This window comes from Niallia alba (assembly GCF_012933555.1).
Taxonomy (GTDB): Bacteria; Bacillota; Bacilli; order Bacillales; family Cytobacillaceae; genus Niallia; species Niallia alba.
This window is the reverse complement of sequence record NZ_JABBPK010000001.1, coordinates 2,918,744-2,933,259: the sequence shown is the minus strand read 5'-3', so window position 1 is coordinate 2,933,259 and position 14,516 is coordinate 2,918,744. Positions and strand designations below refer to the sequence as shown.

The window sequence follows — 14,516 nt, the reverse complement described above, 5'->3', positions numbered from 1 at the left end:
AACATATGTTTAGCTTGGATTGAACTAAAAGAGAATGGAGATAGAAGTATGCATACAATGTGGAAAGGAAATATAAGCTTTGGTCTAGTAAGCATCCCAATTAAGCTGCATTCTGCTATAGAGGATAAAGACATTAAGTTAAGAACGCTTCATAAGGCATGTCATGCTCCGATTAAATATGAAAAGAAGTGTTCCGCTTGTGAAAAAGAAGTGGCCCCAGAAGAAATAGTAAAGGCATATGAGTATGCTAAAGGTAAATATGTAGTCCTTGATGAAGAAGATTTGGAAAGTCTACGGAAAGAAAACGAAGACAAAGCAGTAGAGATTATTGACTTTGTAAAAATGGATGAGATTGACCCGATCTATTTTGAAAAATGTTATTATATGTCGTCAGGAGAAGGGGGAAATAAAGCATATGCTTTGCTGAGACAAGCATTACAAGAAACAGGGAAAGTAGGCATAGCAAAAATTATCATTCGTTCTAAAGAGCAGCTGGCTATTATTCGTGTATATGAAAATACACTTGTGATGGAGACAATCCATTTTCCTGATGAAGTCCGCAAAGTAGAGGATGTTCCTAATGTGCCGGCAGCCAATCAAATAGAAAAAAAGGAGTTAGAAACAGCCATTTTATTAATAGACCAATTAACAACAGAATTTACTCCTGAAAAATACATCGATGAATATCGAACCGCACTACTTGAATTAATTGAAGCAAAAAAAGCTGGAAAAGAAGTTGTTACAGGTGCGGATAAACCAAAAGAATCTAATGTGATGGATTTAATGGCCGCACTTCAAGCTTCGATTGACAATACAAAACCAAAGAAAACAGAAGAAAAGAAAAAAAAGCCAACAAGAAAGAAAGTTGTTAAAGAGGCTTAAAATGGAGATGGTGCTAGCTTTGAAAAATAAGCTAGCACCTTATATAACAGCGAGGTATTTACATGGAAAGAAAAATTACGACAAAGTATATAGTATCAATGATTGCGATTATCCTAATTTTTTGTAGTCTTTTTTATGTGATTGCAAAACATGTGACTAGTACTGATATCCTTTCATTTGATAATACTATCATCAAGTTTATTCAGTCTTTTATTTCAAGCGATTTAACAATGTGGGTTGGACGAATTACATTTTTAGGATCTGTATTCTTTATCGCTGTTGCAATAGCAATTATAGCGGCTCTTTTGTTATGGAAAAAAAAATATGCGTTAGCTATTTTTATCGTTTCAGTAAATGGTCTTGGCGCACTTTTAAATAAGTTGCTTAAATGGTTATTTAAAAGAGAGCGTCCAGATATTTTGCCTGTTATAATAGAGAAAGGCTATAGTTTCCCTAGTGGACATTCAATGGGCTCCCTTATTTTCTTTGGCTCATGTGCATATCTGTGTATACATATTGTAAAATCAACTGGGAAGAAAGTAGTGGCGTATATAATCGCCAGTTTATTTATCCTGCTAATCGGTGTAAGCAGAATATATTTAGGGGTCCATTATCCGACAGATGTTGTCGGTGGATATGCAATAGGGATTGCTTATTCAGCAGTTTGTATTTTAGCTTTTCGTCTCTATGAATATAAAGCGAAGCGGTGAGAGGATTGTTTTAAACCTATAAATAAGAGAAATAAAAGAAGTGAATTATGGGGGAAGAAATGAATGAATCAGCATATCATACCAGCATCATCAAATATGAAAGAATTCGAAGCTTTTTTAAAAAGCGATTATGAAATTGGCGTGTTTTTGGAAGTGCATATTTCTCAATTAAAGCATATTAGCCTCCTTGCGAAACAGGCAAATAAAAAAATGATTTATCATGTTGATTTAATTCAAGGATTAAAAAGCGATGATTTTGGCACAGAGTTTATTTGCCAGGAGTTTAAGCCATATGGAGTCATTTCTACAAAATCATCTGTCATTTTAAAAGCAAAGCAGAAAAATGTAATAGCTATACAAAGAGTATTTTTGCTGGACAGTCATGCCATTGCCAAAAGCGTTAAACTCGTTCAAAGAACCCATCCAGATTATATTGAAGTACTACCAGGAACAATGCCTTGGATGATTAATGAAATTAAAAACAGTTTAAATGTGCCAATTCTTGCAGGGGGTTTAATTCGAACAGAAGAAGATGTTAGAAAAGCAATTGAGGCAGGTGCCACGGCAATTACTACTTCCAAAAAAGAATTGTGGCAAGGGATAAAGTGACTAACGGTATTAAATGTATTTTTACAGTGGGAATAATAAAAATAATTGACAGACCAACAGTAAGCGTTTACAATAATCTTACAAGTTAATTTAATGTGTTGGAGAAAAGGAGATGCACACAGTAGTCACAATTAAGTGGCTGTACTCTGTCGTGCACTCCTTTTTTTGCGCATTTTTTTAATTACTATCACTCTGTGCTTCAGGTGTGAAGATAATGTTACATTAGAAAAGAAAGCTAGAATGGAAACAAAAGGAATTTTTGTGAAAACTGAATGAACAGAGTGAAAAAGGAGAAGGGGGATTTTATGTCTGCTTTTATGGGAGAAGTTATTGGAACGATGATTTTGATTGTGTTTGGAGGAGGAGTAGTCGCAGGGGCGAATTTAAAGAAAGCGTTCTCTAATGGCGGTGGCTGGATTGTCATTACCATTGCATGGGGATTAGCTGTAACAATGGGTGTATTTGCTGTAGGCAGTATTAGTGGTGCTCACTTAAACCCAGCAGTTACGATTGCTCTTGCGATTACAGGAGATTTCCCGTGGAATGAAGTAGTACCTTATATTTTGGCACAAATGATTGGTGCATTTCTAGGAGCATGCATTGTTTATTTACACTATCTTCCACATTGGGGTGCAACAAAGGATTCTGACGCAAAACTGGCTGTATTTTCAACAGGACCAGCTATCCCACATACTTTTTCTAATATTTTAAGTGAATTGATTGGAACGTTTATGCTAGTGCTTGGTTTGTTGTTCATTGGAGCAAATAATTTTACAGAAGGACTTAACCCAATTGCTGTAGGTTTATTGATTGTTGTAATCGGAATGTCATTAGGAGGCACTACGGGTTATGCGATTAATCCAGCACGTGATCTTGGTCCAAGAATTGCTCATTTTGTGTTACCGATTGCGGGAAAAGGATCCTCTAATTTCCGTTATGCGTGGATTCCAGTAGCTGGACCGATTCTTGGCGGTTCTCTAGCAGCTAATGTTTATACTTATCTTTTTAAAGGTGTTGTCTTATCAAGCTTTTGGGTTGTTATAGCGATAAATGTACTTATATTATTGCTTGCATTTTTTATTACAAAAGGGGAAAGTAAGAGTATTGGTAAAAAAGTAGCGTGAATATTTACTAAGGGGAGGAATTATGATGGAAAAATTTATTTTATCACTAGATCAGGGGACAACAAGTTCAAGAGCAATTATTTTTAATAAAAAAGGGGAAATAGTTCATGTAGCCCAAAAGGAATTTACGCAAATTTTTCCTAAGCCAGGTTGGGTAGAACATAATGCAAATGAAATTTGGGGTTCTATTCTGGCTGTGATTGCAACCGTTTTATCTGAATCAGATATTAAACCAGAACAAATAGAAGGAATTGGGATTACTAATCAGCGTGAAACAGCAGTTGTTTGGGATAAGAATACTGGAGTTCCAATCTATAATGCTATTGTATGGCAATCAAGACAAACAAATGGGATATGCGAAGAGTTGAAGGAGCAAGGATATAATCAACTTTTCCGTGACAAAACAGGGCTTTTAATCGATGCCTATTTTGCTGGAACGAAAGTTAAGTGGATTTTAGATCATGTAGATGGTGCAAGACAAAAAGCAGAAGATGGTGAGTTGTTATTTGGGACGATTGATACATGGCTCATTTGGAAATTGTCTGGAGGGAAAGCTCATGTAACAGACTATACCAATGCTTCTCGTACGTTGATGTTTAATATTTATGATTTAAAATGGGATGAAGAGTTACTAGAAATTTTAACTGTTCCAAAATCAATGTTGCCGGAAGTAAAAGGATCATCAGAAATTTATGCTTATACGGTGGAAGGGCATTTCTTTGGGAAGCAAATTCCGATCGCTGGTGTAGCAGGAGATCAACAAGCAGCTTTATTCGGTCAGGCATGTTTTGAAGCAGGAATGGCAAAGAATACGTATGGAACAGGTTGCTTTATGTTAATGAATACTGGAGAAAAAGCTGTGAAGTCAGATCATGGTTTATTAACAACAATTGCATGGGGAATAGATGGAAAAGTGAATTATGCGCTTGAGGGAAGTATATTTGTCGCAGGTTCTGCTATCCAATGGCTACGAGACGGGCTAAGGATGTTAAAGGATGCAAAAGATAGTGAAGATTATGCAAGCAGAGTAGATTCTACGGATGGAGTCTATTTAGTTCCGGCATTCGTTGGTCTTGGTACTCCATATTGGGACAGCGATGTTCGTGGAGCTATGTTCGGCGTAACTAGAGGAACAACAAAGGAGCATTTTATTCGTGCAACACTTGAATCACTCGCTTATCAAACGAAAGATGTTCTTTCTGCTATGGAATCAGATTCGAATATTCAAGTAAAAACATTAAGAGCAGACGGGGGAGCTGTGCGAAACAATTTCTTAATGCAATTCCAAGGAGATTTATTAAATGTGCCAGTGGAAAGACCGGTTGTAAATGAAACAACTGCGTTAGGGGCAGCTTATCTTGCAGGTTTGGCAGTTGGCTACTGGAAGGATCAAAATGAAATTGCGGAGCAATGGAGTCTTGATCGCTCATTTGAACCAAAAATGGCGGAAGAGACAAGAGAAGAATTATATAATGGATGGAAGAAAGCGGTTAAAGCAACAATGGCTTTTAAATAAAGGATTTTGGAAAATGAAATCTTTGTTATTTATGAGAATTATTTCTAATGAATAGTATAAATACTATGAATATATAGAATAATATGTTATAATATAATTAAGTTAATAATATTTGTCTGGAGAATCGGAGAGACCACAAGGCATTATCATCATAATGGTAATGTAGCTTTGTGGTCTCTTTTTGTTTACTTAAATGGCAGATTGATAACGTATATTGCTGTTTTTAAAAGATGGAGATTTAATTAACCAACAAGGTGTTCACTTATAGGGAGGTTTTTACTTTGCAAAAAAAACCAAGTAGTAGAGAGAAAATAGAAGAACTATTAAGAAATAAAAAATTTGATGTCCTAGTTATCGGTGGAGGCATAACTGGATCAGGGATAGCCTTAGATGCAGCAACAAGAGGAATGGAAGTAGCACTTGTAGAAATGCAGGATTTCTCTGCAGGGACTTCAAGTAGATCGACAAAATTAGTGCACGGAGGACTACGCTATTTAAAGCAATTTGAAGTGAGGATGGTAGCAGAAGTAGGGAAAGAAAGGGAAGTTGTTTATGAAAATGGGCCACATGTAACTACACCAGAATGGATGTTACTACCTATCTATCAAGATGGAACTTTTGGTAAATTTTCAACAAATATTGGTTTAAGAGTGTATGATTTTCTTGCAGGCGTAAAAAAGTCTGAACGAAGAAAAATGCTTTCAAAAGATGAAACGCTATCGAAAGAGCCATTAATAAAAAAAGATGGTCTTAAAGGTGGCGGATATTATGTTGAATATCGTACAGATGATAGTCGTTTGACAGTAGAAGTAATGAAAAAAGCAGTAGAAAATGGGGCAGCGACCATTAATTACACAAAAGTAGAAAACTTTTTATATGATAAAAATGGAAAGGTAGAAGGTGTGGAAGTAAGAAATCTAATAACGGATATAGTTTATCCTATTTATGCAGATGTAATTGTTAATGCTACTGGGCCATGGGTAGATACATTAAGAACTATTGACGGAAGCAGAAAAGGAAAAACACTTCAACTCACAAAAGGTGTCCATTTAGTAATTAATGAATCTGTTTTCCCGCTGAAACAAGCGATTTATTTTGATACTCCTGATGGAAGAATGATTTTTGCGATTCCTCGTGATGGGAAAACATATGTCGGAACGACCGATACTTTTTATAGTGATGATCCAATCCATCCTTCCATGTCTGAAGAAGATAGGGATTATCTTTTAGGAGCAATTAAATTTATGTTTCCATCTGTATCTGTTTCAGCGGAAGATGTAGAATCAAGCTGGGCGGGAGTTAGACCATTAATCTTGGAAGACGGAAAAGATCCTTCCGAAATTTCACGAAAAGATGAAATTTGGGAGTCGGAAAGTAAACTTATTACCATTGCTGGAGGGAAATTAACTGGTTACCGCAAAATGGCCGAAACAGTTGTTAATCTAGTTGCAGTTAGACTGGAAGAGAATACTGGGAAAACATATAAAAAATGCATGACTAAATCTTTACCCATCTCAGGTGGTGACGTTGGTGGTTCTAGTGGTTATTCCACCTATATTAAAGATGTAGTATCAAAGGGAGTGGAAGCGGGTCTCTCCAAAGTAGATGCCGAAAAAATTGCAAAATTATATGGCAGCAATGCTCCGATTCTATATGAACTTGCAAAAGAATCACTTGCAAAAAATGAAGAGCTTTCACCAGTTCTTCTTGCAAGAATTCTTTATGCAATAGAATACGAATTTGCTATGACACCAACAGACGTATTGTTAAGACGTACAGGAATGTTGCTTTTCGATATCGATAAAGTGAAAGAAGTAAAAGAGTCTGTAATTAACTATATGGCAGATTATTATAACTGGAACGATGAAAGAATCAATACTTTAACAGTAGAACTAGAAGCAGAAATTCACAAAGCAACAGTACCATTTGAAGGATAATGTAAATAGAAAAAATTACTTAAATTCTTTTCTCTTTCTATCATTCATTTTTCCAAAGTTATTGATGGAAAGCGAAGTGTATTCAGCCTGCAGGCTAAATACACTTCGCTTTTTAGAAAACATGGCTCGAGCAACCATTAAATAAACATTTTTACAAAAATAGGGAAACTAAATGTTGACTCCAATCTAATTCTGCGCTATGATGTTTATTGTATGTATTTGAGGTTTAACAGAATTTTGTAGAATTATGTGTAAGGTAACAAGAAATTTATAAGTATACGGAACAACTATATAAGAGCATTCAAAACAATTACACTCCATTTATCTTCAAAAACACATTTAAAATCCTTCCTAATGCGGATTAATCCTTCCATTATTTTTTCAAAAATGTATTTTTGTGTTCTGCACAATTCACCCTAAATTCAAACTGGCACGGCCTAGGAGCCGTAAGGATGAAAGAGAGGTAGGGCTTTCGTTGTTTTAGGCATTTACACCAATTTTAGTTTTAAGTGTATTTCCTTAAATATATGCATAGCTAAAGATGTATTCATTATAATGGATACTGTGATAGGATCTTCTAAACTTGAGTTTATTAAAGTTTAGAAGATCCTTTTTTCAATTACTTAGAAAAAGACGATACTTTTCGTTCATGATAATTGAAATGATCGGAAAATTTATTTCAATTAAAATCGAGCTATGATATGATACAAAGGTACTTATCAATACATAGTAACTGACGACATAAATGGAAATAACCATATGGGAGCTGTGTATATGTATAGCCGGTCGTCTGGGCAGAAGAGCAGAAAAAGCACTTCTTTTTATAATTTACCAGGAGGTATATACATGTCGGAAAAATTGATTTTAGACGGAAATGTAGTAGCAAATGCAGTAAAGGAAGAATTAAAAGGAAGAATTAGTGCTCTAAAGGAAAAAGGAATAACTCCTTGCTTGGCTACAATATTAGTTGGAGACGATCCCTCATCGGCTACTTATGTACGAATGAAGGGTAATGCATGTGCAAGACTTGGAATAGAATCAAGAAAAATTGAATTAGACAAAGAAACAACAACAGAAGAATTATTAGCAACGATTGATAAATTAAATAAGGATAAAGATGTACATGGTATTTTATTGCAGCATCCGGTACCAAGTCATATAGATGAACGAAAAGCTTTTGAAACAATTGATATCGAAAAAGATGTGGACGGGGTAACTAGCTTTGGATATGGTCAAACTGCTCTTGGATTTGGTAAATATCCATCTTGTACGCCAGCTGCAATCATGAAAATAATCGATCATTATGAGGTGGAAGTTAGTGGAAAGCATGCGGTTGTTGTAGGTCGCAGTCCAATATTAGGAAAACCAGTTTCTGCCCTGTTATTAAATCAAGATGCGACTGTAACAACTTGCCACTCTAGAACCGTGAACCTCGAAGATCATGTAAGACAAGCAGATATAGTTATTGCTGCTGTGGGAAGACCAAACTTTATTCAAGGTGACTGGGTTAAAGAAGGTGCAGTTATTTTGGATGCAGGCTATAATAAAGGTAATATTGGTGATGTGGACTACGAAGCTTGTTTAGAAAAGGCTGCTGCTATTACACCAGTTCCTGGAGGAGTAGGGCCAGTTACCATTAGTATGCTCTTAAAACATACAGTTGACTCTGCGGAATCAATTTAATCTAAGGAGATTTTTAGTTCAGGTAGAATGAAATGTATTTGTTTTTACATTGATCCCTTTAATTTTCTTAAAGAATGAATCACTTAAAGTTTTGAAAACGCTATTGACAAAAAGGGAATAAAATTATATTATAAATGTAACGCAATTAAGTTCGGTATATGTTTTAAGGATAAGGTGGTCGTAGCTGCAATGTATGTAGGCGATTTTCTTCTACATCATTCCAACTATGGCTTTTTCATGTTGAATGACGTATCGATTCCTAAAAGTTATATTAGGTGCTTAGTGTGTAACACATTTTTGGAGGTTTTACAATGAACACAGGTAAAGTAAAATGGTTTAATGCAGAAAAAGGTTTCGGTTTCATCGAGTCTTCTGAAGGTCAAGACGTATTCGTTCACTTCTCTGCTATCCAAACAGAAGGTTTCAAAACTTTAGAAGAAGGCCAAGACGTAACTTTCGAAATCGTTGAAGGTAACCGTGGACCACAAGCTTCTAACGTAACTAAAGCTTAATAAACAATCAAAAAAGGTGATGCCTTTCAAAATGCATCACCTTTTTTAATGATGTTTACTTGAACTTTTTTATAAGGATAATACTATAAAAGCTTTGTTATATATTTTATGTTTAGGCTGTTTTCTAAAGAATTGTTTTTTTATCGGGAAAATGAATGAGTTGGAAAATAGAGCAGCCGGAATACACGTAGACGCCACGGGGATTAGCGAGACAGTCTGAGACCCCGGAGGCGAAGCTGAGGAGGCTCAAGCGCGAGCCCCATGGAAAGCGAAGTGTATTCCGGCTGCGGGTAATAGCGACAAACTTTACGAAAACAGTTTATTTTTAAAATGAAAGCAATAAAATAATTAAATTGTGATCTGATAATTAACTTAGCATTTATATAAAATTCTCCATCAACTTCATTATATTCATCCGTTAAAAAACCACACAATTTCCCACTAAAGTATGGTATAAAGGCTTTTAATTGATCCTATTTACCTTAATGTTTTGGAAAATGAAAAAAAGTGAAATAAAATGGAGAGTATATATTTATAACAAAATAAAACAATACACTCTAGGTTGGTATTTTCTAAACAAATAATGTCCCTTATAATAGGGCAATGTTTTTAGGTTTATAATAAAGAGTAATCATGCGCTAAATTAGTGGAATCCATTCATTTATTAAATGATAAAGATCCTTCCTGCGACATTTCTGGCCCTATATTCTAAGGTAATATCAATCAACGGAGTACAATTATTAAGGAGGAAAAAGTATTGACAACTTTTTCAGATTTTAAATTAAGTAATAGTTTAGAAAAAGCATTATCAAACATGGGATTCGAAGAGCCAACACCAATTCAGGCTCAAGCAATTCCGATTGCATTATCAGGAAAAGATATGATTGGACAAGCACAAACTGGTACTGGTAAAACAACTGCATTTGGTGTCCCTTTACTTGAGAAAATCGAAGTTGGTAAAGCTGTACAAGGTTTAGTTCTAGCACCAACGAGAGAATTAGCAGTCCAAGTAGCAGAAGAGTTAAACCGTATCGGTTCTGTAAAAGGAATCCGTACTCTACCGGTATATGGTGGACAAGACATTAACCGCCAAATTCGCGGATTAAAAAAGAAACCGGAAATTATTGCTGCTACACCAGGCCGCTTAATTGACCACATTGAACGGAAAACAATTCGCTTGCAAGATTTAAAAATGATTGTTCTTGATGAAGCAGATGAAATGCTTAACATGGGATTCATAGAAGATATCGAAAGAATCTTAAGTGAAACTCCAGAGTCACGTCAAACATTATTGTTCTCAGCGACAATGCCGAGAAGAATCCAAAGCTTAGCAGAAAGATTCATGGTTGAGCCTGAAGTAGTAAAAGTTAAGGCAAAAGAAATGACAGTAACAAACATTGAACAACATTATATGGAAGTTCAAGAACGTCAAAAATTTGATGTATTATGTAGTTTACTTGATATTCAGTCACCTGAGCTTGCGATTGTCTTTGGTCGTACAAAAAAACGTGTAGATGAAGTAGTGGAAGGTCTAATTAAACGTGGATATTCTGCTGAAGGAATACATGGTGACATTCCACAAGGGAAACGTGACCAAGTTATCCGCCGTTTCAAAGAACAAAGCATTGATATAATGGTTGCTACAGATGTTGCGGCTAGAGGATTAGACATTAGTGGTGTGTCTCATGTTTATAACTTTGATATTCCACAAGACCCTGAAAGTTATGTTCACCGTATCGGTAGAACAGGACGCGCTGGGAAAAAAGGTCTTGCTATCACATTTGTTACTCCTAGAGAGCTTGATCATTTACGTATTATTGAAAATGTAACGAAGAAATCAATGACTAAAAAACCAATTCCTTCTCTTACAGATGTATTAGCTGGAAACCAACAAGCTACCATTAATAAAATTACAAAAACAGTAGAAGAGAATGAGTACGCAGAATATAAGCGTGTTGCAGAAGGGCTATTAGAAGAAACAGATTCGGTAACATTACTTGCAGCAGCATTAAAGCTTCTAACGAAAGAACCAGATGCTACACCAGTTAGATTAACTGCTGTTGAACCATTACGTTCGAAGAAGAAAGATAATCGTTCTGGTGGTGGCGGTAATCGCAGACGTCGTTCTGATCGTGGAGGAGAACGCGGCGGATATGACAGAAAACGCCCAAATGCTTCAGGTGAAAGAAGACCTAGAAATCGTAATAGAAGCAAATAATTATTTTCATTATTCTTGTTGCTATTCTTTTCTGACTTGTGCTTGGTTTCATTTAAAACGAGGAATTTTTATTTTCCTCGTTTTAAATGAAACAAAATGGGTAAACTAGTTAAACGAAGGGTATTTTAAATATATCCTTGTTATTTAAATCTAGGAGGCAATAAAAAATGGCAACAGGTAAAGTAAAATGGTTTAATTCTGAAAAAGGATTTGGATTTATTGAAGTGGAAGGTGGAGAAGATGTATTTGTACATTTTTCAGCTATCCAAACAGAAGGATTCAAAACTTTAGATGAAGGTCAAGAAGTTAACTTTGATATAGAAGAAGGTAGCAGAGGACCACAGGCTGTAAATGTGACAAAACCATAATTGTAATAAAGAGTCCATGGGGGCTCTTTTTCTTTGTATGTTTTCTAAAATGCTGTTTTCGCAAAGTTTGTCGCTATTACCCGCAGTCGGAATACACTTCGCTTTCGGAGTCTTCGTGTATTCCGACTGCTCTATTTTTTCCAATTAATTCTTTTCTCCTGTTGAAAAAACAACAATCTTTTAGAAAATAGCCTTTTCTTATAAAAGGTTTGTCTTTGCTAATTGAACTGTAATTGTTTAAAATAATAGAGAATAGAAAGAGGTGCTTAACATGAAAGAATTTACAGTGCATTTCCATGCGGAAGATGGAGTCGATCAAATGATTGTTCAAAAACTAAGCGAGGACGATTTTAATCGTGTGACAAGTGGTGGAACGAGACAATTATTTGAATTAGATACAAATATCGGATTCTTTATTTATTTTGATGCTGAGGATGAGACTGGAAAAGAATCATATTTAGTTCTTCAGTATGAAGAAGAGAAGGAAGATCCAACTGCATGCTTTAGTTTTCAACTAAAAGATTTTTATCAATTTGTTGCCTTGCACTTAAATGATTTACAATATGAAGAGGATGAGGACGAAGACGAAGAAGAATTCGGTCCTATTCATTATCTTGCTCATTTAATGCATCATATTGTGGAAGATGGAAAAACAGTAGAAGTTTAATTTTACAAATCAAAAAAGCTGAGTGGGGTATTATCCTTCTCAGCTTTTTTGATTCTTTAATTTTCTTCTAAGTAATGCTCCTTACAAAATGCTTGTATTTGCTCTAATTCGTCTTCTTCTAAGCCGTAATCCAAATATTTATTTTCCAAGCTATTATAAAAATGATAATTCAATATACGTGATCCATTATCGTCTACAGAAAAAAGAACTTTTATCTGTAAATGATCTTCAACCGCTAATTCATCCTCTTCATCGAACTCGACAGTCAGGAAATACTCGTATCTTTTACCAGTTAAGATACCGGTAGGATCTTTGATTTCCTCAATTGTATATTCTTTAATATTCACTACCTAAACCTCCAATATTTCTTACCATACAACCTAATAGTGTTTTCACTCTGAAAATAATATCATATAAAAGAAGGAATAGCTAATTGTATTGATTTAAAGCTTAAAAAACCCAATTGTGTGAAAAAGAATTAGGTTAGAAAATTTCTTTGAAATAATATTTGCAATAGATATATGAAGTGTGGCATAATGAAAAGTTTGACTTCTTTATTATTTTATGTTATATTTAATACTAGTTGTTAGTTTTGATTTATATTTTGTTTGGCACTTGTTTAGGGATTTTTTATTGTTTTCTCTGGTTTACAAGTGTTTTTTATTTTTTTATGGTGTTAAAGTCTATGGCTGTTCAACCTAGTATTTAGTTTTCGCAAAAGCAATTAATTTGCGAATAGAATGAATGATGAACAACATAGCTATTAACAAAAAATTAGCTTCCTGGAGGTGCTTCATTTGGCAATGGGATTTGGTAGAAGAAATAATGAAGAAATTGTTAAAGAAGAAGTGGTGGTTTGGGATTGTGTTTCAGAAACTTGTAAGTGTTGGATTCGTGATAATTTCAAAAGCAGTGAGACACCAAAGTGCCCAATCTGCGGAAGTGAAATGGTACAAACAACTAGAGAACTTCAAGTAGTTAATAATAATAGCATATATTCAAAATAAAAGAGGAATTTTCCAATAAGGATGGACCTCACAAGATTTTTCCATTCGATAGAAATAATCGTTTGGTGAATCTTGTATGGTCAGATCCAATGGTGGAGAGGTCTTTTTTTTTGCAATATTATACATCTTATTAAAAAAAGCAGAGAAAATGATATTCATTTTCTCTGCTTTTTTATCATGCAGTAAAGCTAAGCATTAATGGAATTAATGAAGTTCCCCACAAGACAGTAATCCATGCAGCCAAAATCATTGCTAACGTTGAGAAAGTTGCTTCTTGCTCTCCGAATTCCATCGCTTTGGATGTTCCGACTCCATGTGCTCCCATACCGAGTGCTAAACCTCTGGCAATCGGAGAACGAAGGGATAACCATTTTATTGCATAGGGACCGATAATTCCTCCTAATACACCAGTGATAATCACAAATATCGTTGTTAATGTTGGAAGACCACCAATTTCTTCTGAAACGACAATGGCGATAGGAGTAGTTATCGAACGAGGTAAAATACTCATAATAAAGTCACTGTTTAAACGAATTAAAATCGATAATAAATAAGAAGAAATAATTGCAACCAATGTACCCGTTGTAACACTAATAATAATAATGGAAAAGTATTTCTTTAATAAATGTAAATTTTTATAAATTGGCACAGCAAAAGCAATGGTTGCAGGTCCTAATAAGTGCGTTAATGGCTGTGCTGATTCCATATAAGTTGTTGCTGGTATACGAAAGACAGTAATAAACAAGATAAGCAATAATGGAGTTATTAACAATGGATGAAATAATGGTATATTCCATTTTTTATAGCATGCTTTGGCTATACGATAAAGCATATAAGTGATAACAGTTAGAATAATTATTTTCATCATTTGCTAAAACGTCTCTTTCTATTGTAAATTTTTTCAGCAGTAAATCCGGTAGCCCCCATTACAATAAATGTGCTTATTGCGATAAGTAATACTGTTTCAATTCCCTTAATATTTAGAATTTCATTGTAATTAACAATTCCGACAGCTGATGGAATGAAAAATAACAACAATTCCGCTAATAACCAAGCAGCTCCTTTTTCGACCCATTCTACTTTTACTAATTTTAGTTTTAATGCAACAAATAGGACTATCAATCCGATCATTGAAGCGGGAATTGGTATAGTTACGATCAACTTAATTGCTATTCCGATAAACAAAAAAATATGAAGGAATAAGATTTGACCAGCGATTATCAATATATTCTTCAAAAGCAATCACCTTCTGATATTCATTTGATGGAATGAAAGCTTCCATC

The 14,516-nt window shown here is 34.8% G+C and carries 15 protein-coding genes and 1 riboswitch; of the genes, 12 read left to right on the top strand and 3 right to left on the bottom strand.

All coding sequences use genetic code 11. The features are described from left to right. The first annotated feature begins 48 nt into the window (after window positions 1–48). The 11 genes from ku (at window position 49) to HHU08_RS14050 (ending at window position 12,226) form a co-directional block, all read left to right on the top strand. Window positions 49–882, top strand: coding sequence for a non-homologous end joining protein Ku (gene ku, locus HHU08_RS14100; protein WP_016203930.1), 834 nt, complete (start codon window positions 49–51; stop codon window positions 880–882). 62 nt (window positions 883–944) lie between these two features. Beyond that, the gene (locus HHU08_RS14095; RefSeq protein WP_169188715.1) at window positions 945–1,592 is read left to right on the top strand and encodes a phosphatase PAP2 family protein; all 648 of its coding nucleotides are present in this window, start codon (window positions 945–947) and stop codon (window positions 1,590–1,592) included. A gap of 63 nt (window positions 1,593–1,655) precedes the next feature. Next, complete coding sequence (locus HHU08_RS14090) at window positions 1,656–2,201, top strand: glycerol-3-phosphate responsive antiterminator (RefSeq protein ID WP_101731032.1); 546 nt, start codon at window positions 1,656–1,658, stop codon at window positions 2,199–2,201. A 305-nt stretch (window positions 2,202–2,506) separates the two neighbouring features. Continuing rightward, a complete protein-coding gene (locus HHU08_RS14085; RefSeq protein WP_169188714.1) occupies window positions 2,507–3,325 on the top strand; it encodes an MIP/aquaporin family protein in 819 nt (272 codons plus the stop codon). A gap of 25 nt (window positions 3,326–3,350) precedes the next feature. After that, complete coding sequence (glpK, locus tag HHU08_RS14080) at window positions 3,351–4,841, top strand: glycerol kinase GlpK (protein ID WP_016203925.1); 1,491 nt, start codon at window positions 3,351–3,353, stop codon at window positions 4,839–4,841. A 281-nt stretch (window positions 4,842–5,122) separates the two neighbouring features. Next, on the top strand, window positions 5,123–6,778 hold the full coding sequence (locus HHU08_RS14075) for a glycerol-3-phosphate dehydrogenase/oxidase (RefSeq protein WP_101731033.1): 1,656 nt from the start codon (window positions 5,123–5,125) through the stop codon (window positions 6,776–6,778). A 719-nt stretch (window positions 6,779–7,497) separates the two neighbouring features. Then, window positions 7,498–7,581: riboswitch (ZMP/ZTP riboswitch) on the top strand. 43 nt (window positions 7,582–7,624) lie between these two features. Next, window positions 7,625–8,461, top strand: a complete 837-nt coding sequence (locus tag HHU08_RS14070; protein ID WP_016203923.1) for a bifunctional 5,10-methylenetetrahydrofolate dehydrogenase/5,10-methenyltetrahydrofolate cyclohydrolase — start codon at window positions 7,625–7,627, stop codon at window positions 8,459–8,461. 311 nt (window positions 8,462–8,772) lie between these two features. Next, window positions 8,773–8,973: a cold-shock protein gene (locus HHU08_RS14065; RefSeq protein WP_016203922.1), complete on the top strand. Its 201-nt coding sequence runs from the start codon at window positions 8,773–8,775 to the stop codon at window positions 8,971–8,973. Window positions 8,974–9,730: 757 nt separating this feature from the next. Next, the gene (locus tag HHU08_RS14060) at window positions 9,731–11,191 is read left to right on the top strand and encodes a DEAD/DEAH box helicase (protein ID WP_224428288.1); all 1,461 of its coding nucleotides are present in this window, start codon (window positions 9,731–9,733) and stop codon (window positions 11,189–11,191) included. Window positions 11,192–11,358: 167 nt separating this feature from the next. Continuing rightward, window positions 11,359–11,559 (top strand): cold-shock protein, encoded by a 201-nt coding sequence (locus HHU08_RS14055; RefSeq protein ID WP_016203920.1) that lies wholly within the window; start codon window positions 11,359–11,361, stop codon window positions 11,557–11,559. A 271-nt stretch (window positions 11,560–11,830) separates the two neighbouring features. Beyond that, a complete protein-coding gene (locus tag HHU08_RS14050; RefSeq protein WP_016203919.1) occupies window positions 11,831–12,226 on the top strand; it encodes a hypothetical protein in 396 nt (131 codons plus the stop codon). A 56-nt stretch (window positions 12,227–12,282) separates the two neighbouring features. Here the strand turns inward: HHU08_RS14050 and HHU08_RS14045 are convergent, their stop codons facing one another. Then, window positions 12,283–12,573: a DUF6509 family protein gene (locus HHU08_RS14045; protein WP_016203918.1), complete on the bottom strand. Its 291-nt coding sequence runs from the start codon at window positions 12,571–12,573 to the stop codon at window positions 12,283–12,285. 456 nt (window positions 12,574–13,029) lie between these two features. Between HHU08_RS14045 and HHU08_RS14040 the strand changes: the two genes are divergently transcribed. Then, the gene (locus HHU08_RS14040; RefSeq protein WP_198013216.1) at window positions 13,030–13,233 is read left to right on the top strand and encodes a cold-inducible protein YdjO-related protein; all 204 of its coding nucleotides are present in this window, start codon (window positions 13,030–13,032) and stop codon (window positions 13,231–13,233) included. A gap of 175 nt (window positions 13,234–13,408) precedes the next feature. On the opposite strand, the gene HHU08_RS14035 is transcribed toward HHU08_RS14040, so the two are convergent. Next, on the bottom strand, window positions 13,409–14,101 hold the full coding sequence (locus HHU08_RS14035) for an LrgB family protein (protein ID WP_169188713.1): 693 nt from the start codon (window positions 14,099–14,101) through the stop codon (window positions 13,409–13,411). Continuing rightward, window positions 14,098–14,469 carry a CidA/LrgA family protein gene (locus tag HHU08_RS14030; RefSeq protein ID WP_169188712.1) on the bottom strand — a complete coding sequence of 124 codons (372 nt, stop codon included), beginning with the start codon at window positions 14,467–14,469 and terminating at the stop codon, window positions 14,098–14,100. Before HHU08_RS14030 ends, HHU08_RS14035 begins: the two co-directional genes overlap by 4 nt. Window positions 14,470–14,516 lie beyond the last annotated feature (47 nt).